This window comes from Vibrio sp. Vb0304, from assembly GCF_033338995.1.
GTDB classification, from domain to species: Bacteria; Pseudomonadota; Gammaproteobacteria; order Enterobacterales; family Vibrionaceae; genus Vibrio; species Vibrio alginolyticus.
On sequence record NZ_JAWOTT010000014.1, the window covers coordinates 71,137 to 94,068 of the forward strand.

Genomic DNA, 22,932 nt, shown 5'->3' on the forward strand with positions numbered 1-22,932 from the left:
TCCGATATTCATCAAAATAAAGAGATAAAGGCCAGACTAGCTGGCCTTTATATTAAAGAAATTACTCGTCTGTACAGCTAGCAGAGCCTTCAACAATAGAGGTTTTCGCTGGGACGTTTTCTGTAGCTTGTGTGTAAAGCACACAGCTATCAGAAAAACCTTTAATACCGAATAGAACACCCGTATCAGCGCCACTTGAAGCTTTCTTAGCCCAATCAGTATCCAGACCATCAACCACTAATTCTAAATCATCTTTAGTTGCTTTAGGGTAACCATAAACAAGGTTCAAAGTTTTGCCGGCAGCACTGATAGAACCAGTTGGACCATCCTGACTCTCAATTGCAGCTTTTCCAAAAGCAATACCAGAACCACCATCAATGGCACCTTTCAGGCCTTGAAGAGCAGACTCACGAGCATCATCTTGCAGGTTAAGGAAACGTGGTGCTGCAGTGACCGCTAGAATACCTAGGATTACAATTACCACTACCAATTCGATAAGGGTGAAACCACCTTGTCTTTTCATTGTTTACTCTCTCTATGTAAGCATGCAGTACAACTGCAAAGTTTTGTTTAGGTCACGCGACCATTTTGGATATTGTCAAAACGGTTTGGGGCAGCAACGTTCACTAAAACTGACCGTGAAGTGGATACTGTATCTACCGCTTGAGCAGAATGACGATTCGCCATTATTCGGTTCATGCTGCAATGAGAAAAACACATTATTGTTTACCCACTATTACAGCCTGTTACTTATGGTAATGATTGCATTATACCGACTTTCATTACCAATTATAGTGATTAGGTGTCAAAAAATTCACTCCGCCGACATTTCGACGTCTATTTTCAGTTGATTAGCAGTTAAGATAACTACAATCGACTGACCATTTTCATAAGTGTAGTGACAGACATAACGATCAGTTTTGATGGCTCCATTGATATCTATTAACTTGTTGGTCATTATTTTACGTTGGGGGTAATGCACCGCTAGCCAATAACCACAATCTAATACACCTTGCTGAGTAAAGGGAGACACTAACCCGTCCTCAGTCATAGTAAGGTTAAAACCATCCATCAGCATATGTTCTGGCTCGCCTTGTACTAGCCAAGCTTGACGATAACGCTGAACACTATCTTGCATCCAAACTCTCGCCAACTTAGCCCCAGTTACTTGTGCTTGCTCGGTGACAGGACGTAATTTGACCGCCAAACCCACCGCCATAATCGTAGCAATAACCCCAAACACAATAAGCGTTGCTCGGCTTTGATTTTCAACCACCTATTAGCCGCCTTTGATGATGTCGAGCATTCCCCACATTGGTAGGAAGATACCCAATGCCAGCACCATGACCATGCCTGCGACAATCACCAAAAGTAATGGTTCTATTCTTGCGGTCAGCGTTTTTAGATCGTAATCGACTTCTCGATCGTAAAAGTCCGACACCTCCAGCAACAACTCATCAATACGACCAGTTTCTTCACCTACTGTAATCATCTGAATCACCAATGGGGTGAATATTTTACTGTTGATGGCCGTCACTGAAATGGTGCTACCCGCTTCAATTGCGGACTTCATCTCAAGAATTCGGTTTTCTAAAAAACGGTTCCCTAAGGCTTCCCCGGCCAAAGCCAAAGACTGGTTAAGTGGCACACCTGATTTCAGCATCAACGAAAAGGTTCTGGCAAAACGAGAAAGCTGCGCACGATTAACGATATCGCCTACAATTGGCAGCCGAAGCCGAAACTTATCGAACTTCTCCCGACCATCAGCCGTCGCCACCCACGCTCTGAACACCGTAAACGCGCCAATCATTGCCACAACCAGCAACACCCAATAATTAACAAAGAAATTAGAAGTCGCGATCAAAATACGCGTCGGCAGTGGTAGCTCAACCCCAAAGCGCGTGAACATCGATGCAAACTCAGGGATCACCAAGATATTCAATACAAACATGGCGATGGTGATAAAGATAATGACAAACGTCGGATAACGCATCGCCGCTTTAATGCGTTTGCGAGTCTCAAGTTCCTGTTCGTAGTAATTCGCCAGTTGCAATAGCGCTTGGTCAAGCCGACCCGTATTCTCACCGACGTTGATCATAGAAACGAACAGTGGGCTGAATACTTTACTGTGTTGCTGCATCGCAGAAGACAAACCTCGGCCATTACTCAGTTCAGAAACGACATCTTCTAGCGCCTCTTTGAGCTGTTTGTTTTCGCAATTTTGCAACAAGCCACGCATAGAGCGCAACAAAGGTACGCCAGCTTTAGTCAAACTAAACAACTGGCGAGAGAAAAGAATAATTACTTCCAACGGAATAGCAGGCACAAACAGCTTAGACAAGCTCACTTGGCTTTTTGCCGACTCTTTCTCTAACCGTACATTGAGCGGGATGACCCCTTTGTTCATCAATGCTTCCGCCGCAGCTTCTGAGTTCACTGCTTCGATTTTGCCGTTAGTGGATGAGCCGTCTAGCGTGCGGCCTTGATAACGAAAAGTTGGCATTCACTTACCTATATGAAAATGGGATCAGTCTTACCAGAAGCATCGCCCTCACCTAGGGTCATCACTTCGTCCAAACTGACGGTGCCTTGTAGCGCCAGTTCCATTGCAGAAGCAAGCAGTGGCTTATAGTTTTCTGAGCGGCGCGCGGCTTGCGCAAAGCCAACCGCATCATTGGCGCGCAATTTATCCATCATCTCTTGCTCAAGTTCGAGCATTTCAAACACACCGATTCGGCCTCGATAACCAGTCAAATTACAGTTTTGGCAACCTGCGCCTTTATAAAAAATGGTGCTAACTTGATTTGGGAAACGCCCAGCTAACCACTGCTGGCGAGACTCATCTAAGTGGTCTTCTGTTTTACAATCGGGGCAAACTCGGCGCACAAGACGCTGCGCCACCACAGCTCTGACTGCACTAGCAACCAAGTAACCCGGCGCACCCATGTCGATCATACGTAACGCACTGTCGACAGCATCGTTGGTGTGGAGAGTACTCAATACTAAGTGACCCGTTAGTGCAGCTCGCAGACCAATTTCTACCGTCTCTTGGTCACGCATCTCACCAACAAGAATGATGTCTGGGTCTTGACGTAAAAAGGTTCTAAGAACACGCGAGAAAGTTAGATCGATCTTACTGTTAACCTGTACCTGAGTGATACGAGGCAGACGATATTCAACCGGGTCCTCTGCTGTAATGATCTTTTTCCCAGGTTCGTTGAGCTCACTCAATGCGCCGTAAAGCGTGGTGGTTTTACCGGAACCTGTCGGCCCGGTAACCAAAATCATGCCATGCGGACGCGCCAACTGTCGACGTAAGCGAGCAAGCAAGTCTGGCGGCAAGCCCGACTCTTCTAACGGACGCAAACCAGCGGACTGGTTAAGCAGACGCATTACTACAGATTCTCCGTACTGCGTTGGTAACGTCGACATACGAATATCAATTGATTGGCCACGAACTTTGATATTGAATCGGCCATCTTGCGGCAAGCGCTTTTCAGAAATATCTAGGTGTGCCATCAACTTCAGTCGAAGAACCAAAGCCGATGCAATATTCACTTCATTTAAGAGCGTTTCATGCAATACGCCATCAATACGCTGGCGCAAACGCAATACTTGATCGTCTGGCTCAATATGAATATCCGAAGCTCCAACCTGTACCGCATCTTCAAACATGGAATTAACCAGCTTTACAACGGTAACCTCTTCACTATCGGCTTCATCAATACCGTAATCAAAGCTTTGTACATCTTTATGCTCTTCATGCAGCTGTTCAGCAAAGGAGGCTATCTCTTTAGTACGGCGGTAATAACGGTCAAAGCTTGAAATAAGCTGACGCTCTGAAGCAACAATGAACTCAAGGTTGTATTGGCCCAACAAGTTCATCAATGATTCTTGGATGAACAAGTCCGCAGGGTCACTCATAGCAACGCGCAGTGTGTCCCCATTTCGAGCAACGACCATCGCACGTAAGCGACGTGCGTGTACCTCAGGTAGAATCTGCACGGCTTCGGCATCCACAGGCGCACGACCAAGATCGATCAGTGGCAAACCAAGCTGCTGAGACAAGAAGTCCAACATTTGCTTTTCAGTAATAAAGCCAAGGTCAATTAACGCATCCCCTAACTTCTGCCCGGTACTGCGTTGTGCGTTTAGTGCTTGCTGGATTTGTTCTTCAGAGACGATACCTTCCTCAACCAGAAGATCGCCCAAGCGTTTTCTCAACTGAATTTTCATTGTGCGCTCTCCAACTCTTTCAAGATGCTCAAACGGTCACGGATAAATGCTTGCGATTGATTCGAAATGCCAACTTTACCCAGAGCTTGGTTGTAAGAGTTGATCGCGGCAGTAAAAGCCAGGGCGCGCTCTTGTTGAATAGCCAAACCTAACCACCAGCGCGCGTTTTCCGGCTCACGCTGAGTTAGGAGTTGATAGCTCTCAAGCGCAATGTCATTTTGCTTGTGTTTTTGTGCCAATGCCGCACGCATCGCCAAGTAATCTCGACTTGGTACTGGAGGCAAATGAACAAGCGGGCTCAGCGCCGCTTCAGGTTGATTAGCTTTCACTAACAACTTAGACAAGGCCAAGCGAAGTACTTGGTTGTTCGTATCTAGGTTGATACCTTCTTGAATAATCTCATATGCTTTACGCGTGTCACCTTTACCAAAGTACAACGCTGATAGCTTTTGACGCGTGTCTGCATTCATTGGCTCATAACGCAACGCCTCGGCATAAGCCGATAACGCCGTTTGCATATCGTTAGCATCGAGTGCTTTTTCCGCTCGACTAACTGCCTTAAGAGAAAGCTGACGATGTGTAAGCTCAACCTGCTCAATACGCATTGAGCTGTTTTCTGATGTCGTGTGGGTTACGGGATCGTATTGTTCCTCGCTCGGCATCGTTGCTAACTGCGCGAGTAAAACTGCCTCTTCAGAGGCGGTATTTATCTCAGATCTTGGCGTGAACCTATCAGTCTCTTGCATGTGAGGCTGTTGCGCTACTGGCTGCGTGGCTGGTTTGGTGTAAACCACATGAGTTGTATCGGGCGTCATTTTACTCGTTGGCGAGTGAGTGCGCTCCGATGAAACAATTGGTGAGACATTCACAGACGACAGTGGCATAGCGTCGGTTTGAAACTGTGATAGCTCGCCTGAAGGGACAGGACCGCGAGAGACCGCCCAGCTACCAACCGCAAGGCTTAACGAAAAACCGGCGACAAGCCAAAGCCAAGGTTTACTGCGTGAGACACTTGGAATCTCCGCACGAGTAAGCTCTGACGGCGATGTTTTTTCAGCAAGTTCTGATAATGCTTTATTGATGGCACTCAAGGTTGACTCCATCCCCAAAATACGGGTGTTTTAAACTTAGGTTTACGGGCATCAAACGTATCGTGCATAGCGGCGTAAACGTGATGATTTTTCAATAGTGTGCAACGCTCATTAAATGCAGCAAGCAACGACTTGTGGCTAATTTGGTTTATCAAGCGCGGAATCCCCATGGATGAACGCCAAATCGCTTTTTTCTGTTCAATAGAAAAAATGTGCGCCCCATTGCCTGCTTTATCTAAACGATTATTGATGTAAGCCACGCCTTCATCGATAGAGAGAGGACGTAACTGGCAACTAAACGTAATGCGTTGACGAAATTGCCTTAGCTCATGGTTAGCCAATCTTTCATCCAACTCAGGTTGTCCGAATAACACCAATTGAATGAGCTTATCTTGTTCCGTTTCTAGGTTGCCAAATAGACGCAATGTTTCTAAAGCTTGTGGGGAAAGAGCTTGCGCTTCATCAACGATCAAGACGGTTTTCTTTCCCAAGGCATGTACTTGAATCAAGTGCTCTTGAATGAGGGAAACGATACGCAGCGGATCATCGTTCTCGATACCCAACTCTCTGGCGACAGCAAACTGCAACTGTTCCCCATTCAACACTGGATTGGGTAAGTAAATAAGCTCAACTTCAGATTCAATCTGCTCGATCAGCTTACGGCATACCATGGTTTTTCCAGTGCCGACTTCTCCCGTCACCTTAATCACCCCTTCTCCCATTTGCACGGCAGCTAGGATGGTTTGGATCGCCTCATAGTGAGGGACTAACCCCAAGAACATTTCTGTATTTGGGGTTAACGAAAAAGGCTGAACTCGGAATCCAAAGTGTGACAAGTACATACTCGAATCACAAACCTATTGAAAAACAGAACCTTTCCCAGCGCTTATTGCGCATCTGGGAACCACTCTTGCAGCAGATCACGAGAGCGCTCTAGCTCTTTCTGCCAAGAGTTCACGCCAACTACGGTCGGTTTTAGCAAGATGACCAATTCTGTTTTCTCAGTTACGTTATTCACGTTGCGGAACAAATGCCCCAGTGCTGGTACATCGCCCAAAAATGGGACTTTAGAAACAAGCTCACGATTTTGCTGTTTCATCAACCCGCCGATAACCACAACATCGCCATCTTTAGCACGAATAACCGAGTCTGATTCACGAATAGAGCTTTTCGCTAATGGCAGTTGGATGTTTTGGAAATCTCCGCCCAAGTTCAATTGCTTCACTTCTTCCGTGACTTCAATAACTGCGGGGTGAACATGCAGGAACACATTGCCTTTGTTATCAATTTGCGGAGTCACATCGAGGGAAATACCCGAGAAGAATGGCGTCAGTTCCACTTCAGGAACTGCATTTGAGTTTTCACCGTTGCCTGCATTACTCGATAGCTCGGTAACAAAGTACTCATCGGTACCGACCTTGATGACAGATTTTTGGTTGTTGGCAGCGGTAATACGAGGGCTCGAAAGGACGTTCAAGTCACCTTGCGTAGACATAAAGCTCAACACGGCATTGAAGTTACCATCCGAAATAGTCACGTTGGTTTGACCGCCCAATAGCGTGCCAATCGCATCCAATGGTGGTAATGTCGACGCAGGGCGGTTGACTACGATACTACCCGAGTTACCAATTGACGCCGATAAGTTTGACCAGTTGATGCCTTGTTGGTAGCCATCATTCAACGTCACTTCTAGGATTTTAGCTTCAAGAATGACCTGGCGCTGCATGCGCTCCTGCGATACACCTAAGAACTCGCGTACTTCGCGAATATCATCTGGAAATGCTCGAACCGTAATAACTCCCGCTTGTGGCGTTACAACCACACTTTGCCCTTTGCCTGAACCAATTAGATTCGCAACAGCTTGCTGCAGCATCGGCCAGAAATCACTTTCAGTGATGGTTTCAATGCGTGTACCACCCGTAGATGTGGTCGAGCTATCGTTGTTGTTTCCATTGTTAGAGTCTGACGAGTCAGAACTGTCTGAGCTACCACCAGAATTAGACGTACCAGCCGAGGTTACAGAGCCCGTAACAATGCTGGTTAATGAGCGACCAGAACGCTTGAACTGCAGGTAATCGACTGGAATGGTCACCGTACGCATACCTGCTGGGTAGATTTGAATAACTTTGCCAGACTTCACCACGTCATAGCCATACATATTCTGTACGACATTCAGAACTTCATCCAATGTCACATCTGACAAGTTGACAGTGATATTACCTTGTACCGATGGGTGAATCGCCACACTGTACTCTGTGCCTTTCACCAACGAAGCGAAAAAGCTTCTTGCATCGACCGCATTCGCTTGAATACGAAAACGCTTCGAGGTGCCTTGCTCTGATGCAACGTTCGAGTCTAAATTTGGCATCAAGTCTGCCTCAACAGAAGAAGGGATTTCTTCCAATGTGCGGCTGTTCGCTTGATTGATCGATTCATTGAGCGCTTCTTTAACTTCCACTGGATTCCGATGACCCATTGAACATCCCATTAAAGAAGCAATCGTTATTCCTACAACTAATTTGCGCATATCTGATCGGGCTCTGGTTATTATTGTTTTACGTTTAAATCAAAAAGCTCTAGGTCCCACTGACGGTTACCACGCTTTAAAGTTACAAATTCACTATTAATGCTCGCGACGCGATAACCCTTAAATAGCTCGCCTTTTTCGACAAGTTTGTTATCCATAATCGCGATACAATCAGTACTTGGCTTACACACAATACTGTTGAGCTTAGGCAGTCGATACCGTTTAACTTTTGGTTTCGCTGACGTTTCAACCGCTGGCTTTTCCCAACCAAGTGGGGCCGTTGGGTCCTGGTTTGCCCAAGCGGTTCCTGCCGCTGCCATAACAAGCAATGAGATGATGAGTTTGTTAACCACCAATAAACTCCTCTCTAGATCCTAGTGTGTAGACTTCTAACACAAGCTTCGCTTTCGGGTACTCTTCGACTTTATAACTAAAGCTGCGCCAGTAATAACTCGCAGGAAGGCTCTCCAATTTATTCAGATAATTAGCAATAGAAAAATAGTCACCAGTCAGTTCCATACGAACAGGATGCACGTAGTAACCAGAGTATTGCGATGCTTCTTTATCTTCCGTTATTGGCTCAGATGGCAAGGTTTGCAGAGACAAAAGGTGAATGCCACTTTGCTGCTCCAACACATTTTCAAGCAGCTCAGCCATTTGCGAAGGTGTAATAAGATGCTCGATGATCTCCGCTAATTGCATCGAAAGATGCTGACTCTCAGCTAACAGATTAGATATCGCGCGATCAATCTCAGCATTTGGATCTTTCTTAAGTTGCGCCTGAATACGTAGCGTATCGATTTCAATCTTTTGATTGGCTTGCTTTAAATTACTTAGTTGCCTCTCATTACTGATGATCTCGTTAAGCTTTGGCTCCAATACCAGCGTAAAGAGCAACATGATCACGACAACTAAACCGCACAATGCGGTGAGCACTTTTTCACGCGTACTCATTTCGCCAAAGCGCCCTTCTAATGAGAGCCAGAATTCGTTCATTTCTCTTTATCCTCGCGCGTTTTTAGTTCAAACGTCACAATATCCTTATCATTTCGACCTATTTTGACGTCGTCAAACGTTCGGCCAACCAAGCTAATTTCATTTTTAAATTGGCTGACCCAATTTGGCACTGAGCTCGGTTTTTTCGCTAGTCCCTTCAGGTCTAAGGTATGGGTATTGATTCGAATTTCGGACAAAGAAATTTCTTGGTTTCCTAGCTTCGCTAATGATTGCATCACGCCAGAGTAACCCGTGCGTTGCGAGTCATCGTATTTCCCGACAGCTTTAAGCGAGTCTCGCTTCGCCTTGACTTCACGCTCTAAGCGGGCTTTAGCTGCCAGCTTATTATTGTCAGGTTGATGCTTACGTAGCTTGACTTGATAACGTTCAAGCTCTGACTTCATGATATCGCCTTTACTTTTTACAATAGCAATCTCATCTTCCAAACCGCTGCTCTGCCAAGTGACATAACCGTAAGAAAATAGAATTGCAGCCGCCGCAACGCCCCAAGATAACGCGATATTTTTTAGCGTCAGGAGCTCTTTTTTCGGCTTTAAGTAATCGGGATATAAGTTGACGCGTCGAGTATTTGAAGTAGCCGCAGTGTCAGCCAAAACATGTCCTGATAGCTCATGTTCTGGTGGTAATAACGGTGAAACCTTAGTACTTAAACGGTAGTTCAGAGCCTGAACAAGCTCGCTCTCATCCTCTTCATCACAGCACACTTTCAATTGATGTAATTGCACGTGGCGTAACTGAGATGAAAGATAGTCAATCGAACGTTGCAGTTCTAACGACAGACTGTCCATCTGTAAATCGCTAGACGGAACCCCCGTTAACGGTGGCGTCACACTGCGAATAGAGCGGTGGAACGCAATAGTATTTTCGACAAAAGCGCTTATACGGAAATGACCACGCACACTGCGTTGTAATAATAGGAAGTTTCCTAGTTCACCCGCAGTCTCTCCCCAAATATCGTCTTCAGGAAGAATGGCTTCTAATGGTAACTGGGATCGACTGGCCAGTAACACAATCTTATCCAATATTTTTCGCGATAAGACGTATGCTTGCACTTTGGTTGAATTCGGTAACTCGACCGCATCGGCAATAATGTCGATGGCGCGCTCAGAGATCAGTTCTTTCAACAAAAACGGTAATGCGGCTGGCCATTCTTGACGCGGCATGACCGGTTTGTCGATTTGGTACATCTGGTAATAGTTATGAGAAAGAACAACCGTTAATGAATCATACGCACTCGCTGCAACGCTCAATGCTTGCTCAACGGCTTTTTCCCAATTGGACTCAGAAATATCAAATTGGTATGGACGACTACTTTTGATTGAAGATGATAAATAAACGGCGTCTGGCTGAATAACCAAAAAGCAGGAGCGACCACCACTAGATGATCGCTTAAGCTTGTCGAATAGTGCTTTGAAATCCATGATTATTATCTTTATTTTTTCCGCCAGCGATTTCGTCTTCCCAATTTAACTTGGGATTCTGATTGAGAATTCGGCAACGCTTGGGGACGAGGAAGAAACTGCTGCTCCGCAGAAAAGTAACGCCCTTGCCCACCATAAACCCCGAGCTCAATTAATGTGTTGAGCTCGTTCTGATTCTCAATTCCCACTGCTATAATTTTAGTTTTACTGTTTGCCGCCGCACCTAGCATACTGCGGACAAATAGCTGGTTTTCATGTCGTTGGTCGATTTTTGCTACTAAACTGCGATGAAGTTTAAGGTAACGAATGTCCACCTCTTTTAAATAGTGAGTGCTGACGATGGTACGCCCAGCCTGCCCAACCATTAAGTGGCACCCTAAACCGGCCAGCATTTTAGCGACTGGTCGCATAAAGTCTAAGTGTCTTACAAATTGTGCTTCAACAAACTCAAAACTGAGACACTTTCTCTGCTCACGTGACAACTGTAAGAGTTCATCACGAAACCATTTAAAGTACTCTCGGTTAGAAAATGGCGTTACATTCAAATTGAGCGCATACGATCTTGAGTTATCAAAATTATCCTTAAACTCTCTTAAGAATTTATTAATAACCGACTTATCCATTTGCGCTTCATAACCAACCTGTCTGATCGCAGAAATGAACCGAGACGCTTTAACAATCCCATTCTCAGGATCGCGAATCCGACATGTTAACTCTTCATATAATGATTTTTTATGCGTCGCGTCACTTATTGGGTGCACAGATTGTGCGTAGAGTATCACACTTTCAGGTGTAAGTGCTGTGTCAAATAACGTTCTCCACCTCACACTTCCGCGAGCTTCTTCATCGTGGTTCCATTTTTTGAAGCGACTCCAATTATTGTTATTTTGTAGTTGCGCACTACGCAAAGCAGTCTCGGCTTCATCAATGATTTGGCTGTGTCGCTCACCTTCTTTATAAGTGGTGATGCCAATATGGCACCAGTTGTCTGGATCAAGTGGCTCTGGCGGCATTAACTTTTCTAACTGGCGAATGCATTGCGAGGCGAGGTTAGCCACATCTTTCGCACTTTGGTGCGGTAGAAAAAGCGCAAAATCAGCATCGTAATAACGGGAAAATACAACATCTGGGTATCGTTGAACTAAATTGGACAATAAACTCCCAACTTCAACAATAAACTCATCCGTAATTTGCTTATCTTGCTCTTCCTCAACCAGTTTCCAGTCTTGAATACGCACTAGCAACACGGCGCCGCGAGCCCCACTTTCTAGTAACGCCGATTCCAACTTGCTATCAAATAACACTCGGTTAGCGGTACCGGTTAGCTTATCAAGGAAGGTTTGAGTTCGAATAAAGGTATCAAATCGGCTTCGCTCTTGACGCGCATCTTGTAACTCTTCGATTAATACATCGAGCGCTTCGCTGGCGGTGTAAGGCCATTCTTTTTTGTCACCTTTGGCATACTGCTCCACCCTACCAGCCAGGATCATTCTGCCTCGCTCTTCGAGCATTTCGGAGCCTTCTAATTGCTCCTTAAGCCATGCCACGCCGCGCATTAAGCAGAAGATGATCAATATAACGGCAAGCGTGATCGACCAAAGCGCCTGCATTGAGTAGCTGTAACCTAAGTAAGGGGGAATTGCTTTAAAGTGAATCGTGTAATCTTGATTGTGAGTCAGCTGATACTCTGCCTCAAACAAGACTGACGCTTCCATTTGATGAGAAGTATCTTTGAAGCGATAAACAACGGCGTTGTTGGTCGACAACGTCATTTCGACAATATTGGAAGCCTGCAGCATTTTCGGCATCCAGCGCTGCATAGAATAAGCGGCGTCAGGATCTTCCATCTCCTTGTCGACCACCTCTACGATCCCTTCTAAATAATGGGTGAGATATTCCTGCCCAAGACGTTTAAAAGAGAGGGTGCCACCGACAAACAAGATAAACATGGCGCAGATAACGATCATGGTGACAAAGGCCACCAGCCGTGTGCTTAACTTAAGAGTTGGGGTATACCTCATGAATACCAAATTCCTTTTTTATTCATCATATACCTTATTGAAATATTTATACTTGATAAGAGTTCATCAAACAATCGGATTAGTCTGATAGTGAGAGGCTGGAGCATAAAGAAAATCACACTCATTGATAAGTTTTATTGTTACGCCTAACCTTGCCAAGAGAAGCCTGTGAAATCATTAGATTGCGACAATAAAAAAGGCCGCGATATTCGCGGCCTTTTCGATTCAAGCATAAGCAGAATTTAGAACGGGATATCGTCGTCAAAATCCATTGGTGGCTCATTGTACTGCTGCTGTGGTTGCTGCGGAGCCTGTTGTTGTGGTTGCTGTTGCTGAGGCGCATTGTACTGCTGCTGAGCTGGCTGTTGAGGCTGACCCCATCCACCTTGTTGCTGCTGTTGACCGCCCATTGGTGCGCCGCCACCTTGAGCACGACCGCCAAGCATTTGCATAACACCATTGAAGCCTTGAACAACTACCTCAGTTGAGTAGCGATCTTGGCCACTTTGATCTTGCCATTTGCGAGTTTGCAGTTGCCCTTCAATGTAAACTTGAGAGCCTTTACGCAAGTACTCACCTGCTACTTCCGCAAGTTTGCCGAATAACACAACACGGTGCCATTCCGTTTTTTCGCGCTGTTCGCCAGTCGCTTTATCACGCCATGAATCAGAAGTCGCAATAGTAATGTTTGCTACTGCACCGCCATTCGGCATGTAACGAATTTCAGGGTCGTTACCTAGATTCCCCACCAAAATAACTTTGTTAATTCCACGGCTGGCCATGATGTGCTCCGTTTCACTCTGGATATATAAAATTTTAGCGCATTAGAATAGCACGCTTTAATGTTTTGATTAAAGTCTAATACCATTGTGATCTATTGAGTCATCCTCTAGAACCCAAATCGTATTTCAACTTACGTGTGTAGCATTTTTGATTCGCGTTGCAGACATCGTTTCGTGAAGCTTTGAATTCGAACGCATTTATTCAGTAAAGCGATGGTTATGGCCTCTCTTTAATGCCAGTTTATGGCTTCTATTGAACCCAGGGAGATTGGAACACGTGAGAAAGTCGGCTTACGCAAGAAAGCTATTTCTGATCAGTATGGAAGATAATGCGCAAAAAAAAGTGGCGGCACTCGAAAAGTACGTTGATATGAGCATCCCGGTGATTTCAACCGCAGCACTCATGGAAGCCAAGCCACAACACCGTAATAAAATTCTACTGATCGACTTCAGTGAACATAAATCACTTGTTCAATCGATCAAAAACTTGCCTCTTGTATGGAAAAACTTTGAAACCGTTGTCTTCAACGTGCCTAAAAGACTAACCACGGATGAACTTCTTTCATTTGGTCAATTAAAAGGTGTGTTTTATTCTGAAGATACGCTAGAGCAAATTGGAGAAGGGTTAAAAGGCATTGTTAACGGTCAAAACTGGCTGCCGCGTAATGTAACCAGTCAACTTTTACACTATTACCGCAATGTCATTAATACTCATACTGCACCAGCTACGGTAGACCTAACCATTCGTGAGCTACAAGTACTGCGTTGCCTACAAGCTGGCGCCTCGAACAGTCAGATGGCCGAGGAGTTATTCGTCAGTGAATTCACCATCAAATCGCACTTGTATCAGATATTCAAAAAGCTATCCGTAAAGAACCGAGTACAGGCAATCGCCTGGGCAGACCAAAACTTAATGTCATGATGCAATGTGAGCGGCTCTGATAACTGAAATGACGAGTCGCTCATCTTTTTTCCGCACCGAGTCTCACATTTTTTCCTACTTTATTCATGATTCATTGATACCTCTCGTGTTAAAGTTATGCGCAGATTCTTGATAAAAACGAGATAGGATATTCCCCCAATGATAAAAAAATGTCTGTTCCCTGCTGCAGGCTATGGCACTCGCTTCCTACCGGCAACGAAATCTATGCCAAAAGAGATGATGCCAGTCGTGAATAAACCGCTTATTGAATACGGTGTCGAAGAAGCAATCCAAGCTGGTATGAACGGCATGTGTATTGTGACAGGTCGTGGCAAGCACTCGATCATGGACCACTTTGATAAGAACTACGAACTGGAACATCAGATTAGCGGTACCAACAAAGAAGAGCTGTTGGTAGATATCCGTGAAATCATTGAATCTGCAAACTTCACTTATATACGTCAACGCGAAATGAAAGGCTTGGGCCACGCGATTCTAACTGGACGAGAATTGGTAGGCGATGAGCCATTTGCTGTTGTTCTTGCTGATGACCTTTGTGTGAACGAGCAAGAGGGCGTACTGGCTCAGATGGTGGCACTATTTAAGCAGTTCCGCTGTTCTATCGTTGCAGTGCAAGAAGTACCAGCCGAAGAAACGCACAAATACGGCGTTATCTCTGGTGAAATGATCAAAGACGACATCTACCGCGTAGACGACATGGTAGAAAAACCAGAGAAAGGCACGGCACCTAGCAACCTTGCTATCATTGGCCGCTACATCCTGACTCCCGATATTTTTGAACTGATTGAAAACACTGAACCAGGTAAAGGTGGTGAAATTCAAATCACTGACGCGCTGCTAAAACAAGCAAAAGCGGGCTGTGTATTGGCTTACAAATTCAAGGGCAAACGCTTTGACTGTGGTAGCGTTGAAGGTTACATCGAAGCAACTAACTATTGTTTTGAAAACCTGTATCTAAAAGATGAAAAAACCTCTGAGCTAGGTAAGCACGCAACACAAAAAGCAGTATAAAGCATCGTCGTAGTACGAAATTACTGTATCGAAAGCCCAGTACAACGCTGGGCTTTTTACTTTACTGTTTTTTTATCCAGTAATTTTCTTTGCACATTTCTCACACTATGTAATACTTGCCCCACTTGGTTATACATAGAGCAAAAACGATGGATAAAATAGAAGTTCGCGGTGCCCGAACCCATAACCTTAAAGACATTAATCTTACAATCCCTCGCGATAAACTGATTGTCATTACTGGACTAAGTGGCTCCGGTAAATCCTCTCTCGCTTTCGATACATTGTATGCAGAAGGCCAACGACGCTACGTAGAGTCTCTCTCTGCCTACGCTCGTCAGTTTTTGTCTCTGATGGAAAAACCCGATGTCGACCACATTGAAGGGTTATCACCTGCGATTTCTATTGAACAGAAATCTACTTCTCATAACCCGCGTTCAACCGTCGGTACAATTACCGAAGTCTACGACTACTTACGTCTATTGTATGCTCGTGTGGGCGAACCCCGCTGTCCAACGCACCATGCCCCTCTTGCTGCGCAAACCATCAGCCAAATGGTGGACAAAGTCCTAGAGATGCCGGAAGGCAGCAAAATGATGCTATTGGCGCCTATTGTCAAAGAACGTAAAGGTGAGCATGTTAAAACGCTTGAGAACTTAGCGGCTCAAGGCTTTATTCGTGCGCGTATTGATGGAGAAACTTGCGATCTTTCCGATCCTCCAACCCTTGAACTACATAAAAAGCACACCATTGAAGTTGTGGTAGACCGCTTTAAAGTTCGTCCAGACTTACAACAGCGCTTGGCCGAATCTTTCGAGACAACACTCGAATTATCAGGCGGAATTGCAGTTGTCGCGCCAATGGATGGCGACGGTGAAGAGATTATTTTCTCCGCCAACTTCGCTTGTCCACAATGTGGTTACAGCATGCAAGAGTTAGAGCCGCGACTTTTCTCATTCAACAACCCTGCTGGTGCATGTGGCACTTGTGATGGTTTGGGTGTGCAGCAATACTTCGATCCAAGTCGAGTCATTCAAGATGATTCATTAAGCTTGGCACAAGGTGCGATTCGCGGTTGGGATCAAAAGAACTACTACTACTTCCAAATGCTCACCTCATTGGCCGATCATTATGGTTTTGACCTCCATGCCCCTTTTAATTCTCTGCCAAAGAAAACACAAGATGTCATTCTAAAGGGCTCAGGTCGTACTGAGATTGAGTTTAAATACATCAACGATCGTGGCGATATTCGCGTTAAACGCCATCCATTCGAAGGTATTCTGAATACCCTAGAACGTCGCTATCGTGATACAGAATCCAACTCTGTCCGTGAAGAGCTTGCAAAATACATCTCCACTAAATCTTGTTCAAGCTGTGGCGGTACTCGTCTACGCCTCGAAGCACGTAACGTGTTTATTGCTGATACGACACTACCTGAGATTGTTGAACTCAGCATTGCTGATGCATTGGAGTTCTTCCATTCCTTGAAACTGGAAGGTCAACGAGCCCAAATCGCTGAAAAAGTGATGAAGGAAATCAACGACCGCCTGCAATTCTTAGTTAACGTCGGTTTGAACTACCTAAACTTATCACGCAGTGCTGAAACCTTATCAGGCGGTGAAGCTCAACGTATTCGTTTAGCAAGCCAAATTGGTGCAGGTCTTGTTGGTGTGATGTATGTTCTGGATGAACCGTCGATTGGCCTCCACCAGCGTGATAATGAACGACTCCTAAAAACACTGACTCATTTGCGCGATTTAGGTAATACCGTACTTGTGGTAGAACACGATGAAGATGCGATTCGCTGTGCAGATCATGTCATAGATATTGGTCCTGGTGCTGGCGTACATGGTGGTAATGTTGTTGCGGAAGGCACCATGGAAGAGATAGTCGCGAATCCGAATTCTCTGACAGGTCAGTACTTAAGTGGTGTTAAAGAAATCGCAGTACCGAAAGATCGTACGCCGCGAGATCCGAAAAAAACGGTTGAGCTATTAGGCGCTACAGGTAATAACCTTAAAAACGTTAACCTTTCAATTCCTGTTGGGTTATTCAGCTGTATTACAGGAGTATCTGGCTCAGGTAAATCAACGCTGATTAATGATACTTTCTTTAAAATTGCGCATACCCAACTTAACGGAGCGACAACGGCTCAGCCTTCACCTTATAAATCGATTAAAGGTCTAGAGCACTTCGATAAAGTCATCGATATCGATCAAAGCCCAATTGGTCGTACACCTCGCTCTAACCCTGCAACCTATACGGGGATCTTTACACCAATCCGTGAACTGTTTGCAGGCACACAGGAGTCGCGTTCTCGCGGTTACAAGCCGGGCCGTTTTAGTTTTAACGTACGCGGTGGTCGTTGTGAGGCCTGTCAGGGTGACGGTGTTATCAAAGTAGAAATGCATTTCCTACCAGATGTTTATGTGCCATGTGATGTGTGTAACGGTAAACGCTACAACCGTGAAACGCTCGAAGTACGTTACAAAGGTAAAACTATTGATGAAGTGCTAGAAATGACGGTCGAAGATGCACGCACCTTCTTCGATCCAGTTCCTGCCATCGCTCGCAAACTACAAACACTGATGGATGTGGGTTTGTCGTACATACGATTGGGTCAAGCGGCAACAACACTCTCCGGTGGTGAAGCACAGCGTGTGAAACTGGCGCGAGAGCTATCCAAACGTGATACAGGAAAAACCTTGTACATTTTGGATGAACCAACAACCGGCTTGCACTTCCATGATATCCAGCAGTTGCTCACTGTACTGCACAGACTTCGCGACCACGGAAATACTGTCGTGGTGATCGAGCATAACCTGGACGTCATTAAGACTGCGGACTGGATTATCGATCTTGGTCCTGAAGGGGGTCAGGGTGGCGGCGAGATAATAGCTCAAGGCACTCCGGAAGATGTGTCGCAAATCGAGGGTTCGCACACAGCTCACTTCCTCAAGCCTATGTTGAAGTAGAAAAAACAGGTAAAGTATCGAGACCAGCAAGTGCTGGTCTTTTTTCATTCAAAACAACGCAATAACTATGGCTACTATACATGTAAGTGGAACAAAGCTTTCTCCCGAAAAAGTACAGGTTCCCCTCAATCGCAAGTTTCTCATTGCCTTGGCAACACTATTTGTGTTGGCAATGCACTTTTTCATGCCCAACCCCGGCGGTTCGGGGCTTTCGCTTTCGTTCAATGCGACAACTTGGATTGCTTTTAGCTTTGCATTAGGCATTGGGTGTTACCAACTTGCGAATAATCGAGTACTACGTTACTCAAAACTAACCATCGGCTTGTTCATTAGTGCTCTTATCATGACGGTGCCCATTCTGTACCCAAATGCGAATAGCAGTTTGGCAGCCAATAAGCTCATTGGCCTGTGGTGTGGTGTCCTGTTCTTTATTGTCTTACAACAATTTCATTTCAGTAATAAACATCGCCAACGCCTATTATGGTTCATTGTCCTTGCGGTTGTTATCGAAGCCATTTTTGGTTTGACACAATATCTGTATCTCAAACCAGGCAATCCGTTTGGTTACGACACGGTGGCCAATCGTCCTTATGGTATTTTCCAACAGCCCAATGTAATGGCCAGCTTTCTTGCGACAGGGTTGGTGATTGCCAGCTATTTACTTGCACGTCAGCCCTACAAATACGACCGTAAGTTAAGCGATGTTTACCTTCTCTATGCCGTACCAGTTTTAACTTTACCACTAATTGTGGCGTTGGCTTCACGCACTGGTTGGTTAGCCTCGGTCATCGCCGTGTTGTTGGTCATTCCATACATGTACCGCTTTGCAACCAAAGGGCGCTTTATCCGCTGGGTTGTGTCACTTGTAAGTGGGCTCTTACTCTCAGTCGTTGTCATGCATCTTGCCTTTCCTGATGGAGGTGGGTTAGCCGCAGAAAAAGTAAATATGGAGTCTCCTCGAGCGTATACTTTTCCACAAACATTAGACATGGTGATTGAAAAGCCTTTTACTGGTTATGGATATGGCAAGTTTGAATCTGAGTACATGCTGTATACGGCTCGTCAACATGCCCTAAATGAGAATTACCCAGCTGGTTTGCCAGCCATGGATCATCCGCATAATGAGCTACTTTACTGGGGAGTAGAAGGTGGCTTGCTGCCAATACTCGGCATCTTCTTAGCGATGGCACTGGTACTGTATCGAATCTATCAAGCCAAACGCGGAACTCGTCTTGCGTTGCTGGCCTTGTTTATACCTATCGTATTGCACTCGCAACTGGAATACCCTTTCTACCACTCTCTCGTGCATTGGTTGATCTTCGTTATCCTGCTGTACTGGGTAGATCAGCGCGTCTCTCGTTATCGACAAGTCGGCTTTAGTAATGTGACCAAAAGCTTGCTGCGTGTTTTTAGTTTGGTACTTCCCGTTGCGTTTACGTTTTACATGGTAAGCGCATTGCATACGAACTATGTATTGACGAAGTTTGAGACCACTAGGCCAACTAACCCTGATATTCTGAATCAAGTCAGTAACCCTGCGGTTTGGAAAGACAGGTTTGATTGGGATGTCTATAGCACGTTTTTAAACCTTGGGCTGTACCAACAAGACGCAACCTTGATTCAGCCTTATATCGATTGGTCGCTAAAAATCATCAAAGATAAGCCTCGCCCTGCATTTTATAATAATTTGATTTTGGCCTACCAAGGCTTAGATGACTCAAGTAAAGCGGAGCAAATTAGAGCTGAAGCGCAGTTTTTGTTCCCGAAGATTGATTTCAGTGACGTCAATTACCAACCACCTTCTCAAGCAATCTCTGCCTCACCAGCCCCCACTTCAGGTGCAGAGTAATAAGTACAAAAAAGCGAAGGGATGACCTTCGCTTTTCTTTATCTCATTGCTGTATGATTTTATTCAGTGAGTGACTCTTCTAACGCTTTTAAGCACAGCGCAACGTTTTCAGATCGAGCGCCGTAACCCATTAAGCCAATACGCCACGCTTTACCAGCTAATGCCCCAAGGCCTGCACCAATTTCTAGGTTATAGGTTTCTAGCAAGTGAGCACGAACTTTTGCTTCATCAATTCCTTCAGGCACGTAAATCGCATTTAATTGTGGCAACCGATGGGCTTCGTCCACAACAAATTCAAATCCTAACTTTTGTAAGCCATTTTTGAGTTTTTCATGCATCAGTTGGTGACGAGCCCAAGCGTTTTCTAATCCTTCATTTTTCAGTATCAATAAAGCTTCATGAAGCGCATACAAGCTATTAACTGGCGCCGTATGATGGTAACTACGCTTGCCTTCTCCACTCCAATACCCCAAAACTAAACTCTGATCGAGGAACCAACTCTGTACTGGTGTTGTTCTTGCTTGAATCTTTTCAATCGCGGCAGGAGAAAACGTCACTGGTGAGAGTCCAGGTACACATGACAAACATTTTTGACTACCAGAGTAAACCGCATCCAGTTGCCATTCATCCACTTTTAACGGCACACCACCAAGCGATGTCACCGCATCAACAATAGATAATGCATTATGCTGTTTCGCGAGCTTACCCAATGCTTGAGCATCACTGACTGCACCAGTTGAGGTTTCCGCATGCACAAAAGCAAGAATTTTTGTATCTGGGTGCTGTTCGAGTGCTTGCTCGACTTTATCAATGGAAACAGGCGTCCCCCATTCATCATCGACGATAACAACTTCACCACCAGCACGGACGACATTTTCGCGCATGCGTTCACCAAATACACCATTACGGCAAACGATCACTTTATCGCCTTTCTCGATCAAGTTTACAAAGCAGGTTTCCATCCCTGCACTACCTGGCGCTGAAACCGCAATAGTGAACTCATTGTCAGTTTGAAAGGCATACTTCAATAGCTGCTTGAGCTCATCCATCATACCGATAAACAGAGGATCAAGGTGACCTACCGTAGGACGGCTTAGTGCTTGTAACACTTGAGGATAAATATCAGAAGGACCAGGTCCCATTAAAATACGGTGAGGCGGAATAAAGCTTTGGATCGACATGTCAGCTCCTTGATTATCTTTTATCCTGAGCATTCTAAAAGTTCTATTCAATAACATGGCTCAGGTGTAGGGTTCTTCACCCTAATAGATTTTTCCTCTATCAGCAATTAGCCGTAAGTATGGAGGTCAAACCAGTGTCACAAAATCGTTAATAAAAAACACCATAAAGGTTGAAATATTGATTGACATTAAGGCCTCAAAACCGTTCAATGTTTGAGCTTTATGTAGAAGAGGAGCGCTACCCAGGTAGATGATTTGTGGAACCGCAATTCCAACACCAATCATTGAGGGGGAGTAGTGCCGAGGTAAGTCAAAGTTGCAGGATTTGACTTGTCGGTTGAATTGGGCTGAATCCCATCAACTGTCATCAGCGCAGTCTGATGAAGGGCTTCTGAGGGTAAATTTTTCAAATAGCATTCTAAATACCTCTCTTTTTGCTCTGTTCCTTTTCTCACTAAACATTGGATGTACAATTTTTTAGGAAGCCGTGGGAGAACGCAGTGAGCGCATTTAACGTAGCTAAATTCGGTGGAACCAGTGTTGCCAACTTTGAGGCAATGAGTCGTTGCGCCACCATTATCGAAAACAATCCAAATACTCGCCTGGTCGTGAGCAGCGCTTGCTCTGGCGTCACCAACCTATTGGTAGAACTCGCCAACGGTGTTCAGGATCAAACGCACCGTACTGAGCTGCTACAAAATTTGGCCAACATTCATGACGCCATTTTAACTCAGCTCGAAGACAGCACGAAAACTGCTGCCGAGGTGTATGGCATATTAGATACCGTAACCAGCCTGGCCGAGGCTGCATCTATCCAAGCTAGTGCGAAGTTAACCGATCATTTAGTCGCATGTGGTGAACTCATGTCGACGCATATTCTAACTCAGTTAATGTGTGAGCGAGGCATTCAAGCTGTGCGCTTTGATATCCGCGATGTGCTGCGTACTGATGACAACTTTGGTCGCGCGGAGCCAAACATTGAAGCAATTTCGACGCTTGCGCAAGATAAACTCGTACCACTTTGCCAACAATCCGTTGTTGTTACTCAAGGCTTCATAGGATCTGACGAAGCCGGTAATACAACAACATTAGGTCGAGGGGGCAGCGATTACAGCGCCGCCTTAATTGCTGAGAGCGTTAAAGCGGCAGGGCTAGAAATCTGGACTGATGTTCCGGGCATCTACACAACAGACCCGCGAATTGCGCCAAAAGCCTCACCAATTCCTGAGATCAGCTTTAGTGAAGCTTCAGAAATGGCTAACTTTGGCGCTAAAATCCTTCATCCTTCTACGCTAGTACCCGCATTACGCCACGACATTCCGGTATTTGTAGGGTCATCGAAAGAGCCAGAAAAAGGGGGAACTTGGATTCGCCACCAAGTCGAAAGCTCACCGTTATTCCGTGCGCTAGCTTTGCGTTGTAACCAAACCATGGTAACGCTACGCAGCGCCAATATGTTCCACGCATACGGCTTCTTAGCAAAGGTCTTTGAGATCCTTGCAAAGCATAAGATCTCTGTCGATTTGATCACAACATCTGAAATCAGTGTATCGTTAACACTTGATCAAACCGATACATCCGGCGGCGCGCCGCAGCTGCCGCAAGCTGTACGAGAAGAGTTAGAAGAGCTATGTAAGGTAGAAGTTGAACATGACCTATGCCTCGTTGCTCTCATTGGTAACAACATGAGTGAGAGTAAAGGCTACGCGAAACAGGTTTTTGGCACGCTAGAAGATTTTAACCTACGCATGATTTGTTATGGCGCTAGCCCTCACAACTTATGCTTCTTGCTCCATGAATCGGTATCGAAACAAGCCATACAAAAACTCCACACGGAGTTGTTTGAGAAGTAAGTTCAACTCAATAAAACAAAGGGCTGCG

Annotated in this window: 18 protein-coding genes and 1 riboswitch; of the genes, 5 read left to right on the forward strand and 13 right to left on the reverse strand. The window is 45.3% G+C overall.

The features are described 5' to 3' along the window. Positions 1-61: 61 nt before the first annotated feature. The 12 genes from R7P35_RS16670 to R7P35_RS16725 form a co-directional block, all read right to left on the reverse strand. A complete protein-coding gene (locus R7P35_RS16670) occupies positions 62-523 on the reverse strand; it encodes a type II secretion system protein (RefSeq protein ID WP_033907416.1) in 462 nt (153 codons plus the stop codon). Positions 524-814: 291 nt separating this feature from the next. After that, positions 815-1,276 (reverse strand): hypothetical protein, encoded by a 462-nt coding sequence (locus tag R7P35_RS16675; protein ID WP_033907417.1) that lies wholly within the window; start codon positions 1,274-1,276, stop codon positions 815-817. 3 nt (positions 1,277-1,279) lie between these two features. Further along, the gene (locus tag R7P35_RS16680) at positions 1,280-2,503 is read right to left on the reverse strand and encodes a type II secretion system F family protein (RefSeq protein WP_318092373.1); all 1,224 of its coding nucleotides are present in this window, start codon (positions 2,501-2,503) and stop codon (positions 1,280-1,282) included. Between the two features lie 8 nt (positions 2,504-2,511). Further along, on the reverse strand, positions 2,512-4,236 hold the full coding sequence (locus tag R7P35_RS16685; RefSeq protein WP_005381188.1) for a GspE/PulE family protein: 1,725 nt from the start codon (positions 4,234-4,236) through the stop codon (positions 2,512-2,514). Continuing rightward, entirely contained in the window at positions 4,233-5,327 is a 1,095-nt protein-coding gene (locus R7P35_RS16690; protein WP_025767599.1) for a tetratricopeptide repeat protein, read from the reverse strand. Before R7P35_RS16690 ends, R7P35_RS16685 begins: the two co-directional genes overlap by 4 nt. Next, complete coding sequence (locus R7P35_RS16695) at positions 5,324-6,169, reverse strand: ExeA family protein (protein WP_033907419.1); 846 nt, start codon at positions 6,167-6,169, stop codon at positions 5,324-5,326. The genes R7P35_RS16690 and R7P35_RS16695 overlap by 4 nt, the downstream gene beginning before the upstream one ends. A 44-nt stretch (positions 6,170-6,213) precedes the next feature. Further along, entirely contained in the window at positions 6,214-7,854 is a 1,641-nt protein-coding gene (gene mshL / locus R7P35_RS16700; RefSeq protein ID WP_005388471.1) for a pilus (MSHA type) biogenesis protein MshL, read from the reverse strand. A 20-nt stretch (positions 7,855-7,874) separates the two neighbouring features. Next, a complete protein-coding gene (locus tag R7P35_RS16705; RefSeq protein ID WP_005381196.1) occupies positions 7,875-8,207 on the reverse strand; it encodes a hypothetical protein in 333 nt (110 codons plus the stop codon). Beyond that, a complete protein-coding gene (gene gspM / locus R7P35_RS16710; protein WP_005381197.1) occupies positions 8,200-8,850 on the reverse strand; it encodes a type II secretion system protein GspM in 651 nt (216 codons plus the stop codon). The genes R7P35_RS16705 and gspM overlap by 8 nt, the downstream gene beginning before the upstream one ends. Further along, positions 8,847-10,292, reverse strand: coding sequence for a hypothetical protein (locus R7P35_RS16715; RefSeq protein WP_047103665.1), 1,446 nt, complete (start codon positions 10,290-10,292; stop codon positions 8,847-8,849). The genes gspM and R7P35_RS16715 overlap by 4 nt, the downstream gene beginning before the upstream one ends. A gap of 11 nt (positions 10,293-10,303) precedes the next feature. Further along, positions 10,304-12,313 carry an RNase E specificity factor CsrD gene (gene csrD, locus R7P35_RS16720; protein WP_005381201.1) on the reverse strand — a complete coding sequence of 670 codons (2,010 nt, stop codon included), beginning with the start codon at positions 12,311-12,313 and terminating at the stop codon, positions 10,304-10,306. A 242-nt stretch (positions 12,314-12,555) separates the two neighbouring features. Further along, entirely contained in the window at positions 12,556-13,095 is a 540-nt protein-coding gene (locus tag R7P35_RS16725; protein ID WP_005387798.1) for a single-stranded DNA-binding protein, read from the reverse strand. A 277-nt stretch (positions 13,096-13,372) separates the two neighbouring features. On the opposite strand from R7P35_RS16725, the gene R7P35_RS16730 reads away from it, so the two are divergent. From R7P35_RS16730 to R7P35_RS16745, 4 genes are all read left to right on the forward strand, one after another. Continuing rightward, on the forward strand, positions 13,373-14,017 hold the full coding sequence (locus tag R7P35_RS16730) for a LuxR C-terminal-related transcriptional regulator (protein WP_005381237.1): 645 nt from the start codon (positions 13,373-13,375) through the stop codon (positions 14,015-14,017). A gap of 159 nt (positions 14,018-14,176) precedes the next feature. Beyond that, positions 14,177-15,049 (forward strand): UTP--glucose-1-phosphate uridylyltransferase GalU, encoded by an 873-nt coding sequence (gene galU / locus R7P35_RS16735; protein WP_005381239.1) that lies wholly within the window; start codon positions 14,177-14,179, stop codon positions 15,047-15,049. A gap of 149 nt (positions 15,050-15,198) precedes the next feature. Then, positions 15,199-18,021 (forward strand): excinuclease ABC subunit UvrA, encoded by a 2,823-nt coding sequence (gene uvrA / locus R7P35_RS16740; RefSeq protein WP_025767594.1) that lies wholly within the window; start codon positions 15,199-15,201, stop codon positions 18,019-18,021. 67 nt (positions 18,022-18,088) lie between these two features. Beyond that, on the forward strand, positions 18,089-19,870 hold the full coding sequence (locus R7P35_RS16745; protein ID WP_042523506.1) for a PglL family O-oligosaccharyltransferase: 1,782 nt from the start codon (positions 18,089-18,091) through the stop codon (positions 19,868-19,870). 59 nt (positions 19,871-19,929) lie between these two features. On the opposite strand, the gene R7P35_RS16750 is transcribed toward R7P35_RS16745, so the two are convergent. Beyond that, positions 19,930-21,051 carry a pyridoxal-phosphate-dependent aminotransferase family protein gene (locus R7P35_RS16750; protein ID WP_017821323.1) on the reverse strand — a complete coding sequence of 374 codons (1,122 nt, stop codon included), beginning with the start codon at positions 21,049-21,051 and terminating at the stop codon, positions 19,930-19,932. A 220-nt stretch (positions 21,052-21,271) separates the two neighbouring features. Then, positions 21,272-21,450: riboswitch (Lysine riboswitch) on the forward strand. Positions 21,451-21,551: 101 nt separating this feature from the next. Here R7P35_RS16750 and lysC point away from each other — a divergent pair. Beyond that, positions 21,552-22,904, forward strand: coding sequence for a lysine-sensitive aspartokinase 3 (gene lysC, locus R7P35_RS16755; RefSeq protein ID WP_042523508.1), 1,353 nt, complete (start codon positions 21,552-21,554; stop codon positions 22,902-22,904). Positions 22,905-22,932: the final 28 nt, after the last annotated feature.

What these genes read in the sequence shown, in the direction of transcription:
- R7P35_RS16670 (WP_033907416.1), bottom strand. Translation starts at nt 523, where the DNA reads ATGAAAAGACAAGGTGGTTTCACCCTTATCGAATTGGTAGTGGTAATT.
- R7P35_RS16680 (WP_318092373.1), bottom strand. Translation starts at nt 2,503, where the DNA reads ATGCCAACTTTTCGTTATCAAGGCCGCACGCTAGACGGCTCATCCACT.
- R7P35_RS16685 (WP_005381188.1), bottom strand. Translation starts at nt 4,236, where the DNA reads ATGAAAATTCAGTTGAGAAAACGCTTGGGCGATCTTCTGGTTGAGGAA.
- R7P35_RS16695 (WP_033907419.1), bottom strand. Translation starts at nt 6,169, where the DNA reads ATGTACTTGTCACACTTTGGATTCCGAGTTCAGCCTTTTTCGTTAACC.
- mshL (WP_005388471.1), bottom strand. Translation starts at nt 7,854, where the DNA reads ATGCGCAAATTAGTTGTAGGAATAACGATTGCTTCTTTAATGGGATGT.
- gspM (WP_005381197.1), bottom strand. Translation starts at nt 8,850, where the DNA reads ATGAACGAATTCTGGCTCTCATTAGAAGGGCGCTTTGGCGAAATGAGT.
- R7P35_RS16715 (WP_047103665.1), bottom strand. Translation starts at nt 10,292, where the DNA reads ATGGATTTCAAAGCACTATTCGACAAGCTTAAGCGATCATCTAGTGGT.
- csrD (WP_005381201.1), bottom strand. Translation starts at nt 12,313, where the DNA reads ATGAGGTATACCCCAACTCTTAAGTTAAGCACACGGCTGGTGGCCTTT.
- R7P35_RS16725 (WP_005387798.1), bottom strand. Translation starts at nt 13,095, where the DNA reads ATGGCCAGCCGTGGAATTAACAAAGTTATTTTGGTGGGGAATCTAGGT.
- galU (WP_005381239.1), top strand. Translation starts at nt 14,177, where the DNA reads ATGATAAAAAAATGTCTGTTCCCTGCTGCAGGCTATGGCACTCGCTTC.
- uvrA (WP_025767594.1), top strand. Translation starts at nt 15,199, where the DNA reads ATGGATAAAATAGAAGTTCGCGGTGCCCGAACCCATAACCTTAAAGAC.
- R7P35_RS16745 (WP_042523506.1), top strand. Translation starts at nt 18,089, where the DNA reads ATGGCTACTATACATGTAAGTGGAACAAAGCTTTCTCCCGAAAAAGTA.
- R7P35_RS16750 (WP_017821323.1), bottom strand. Translation starts at nt 21,051, where the DNA reads ATGTCGATCCAAAGCTTTATTCCGCCTCACCGTATTTTAATGGGACCT.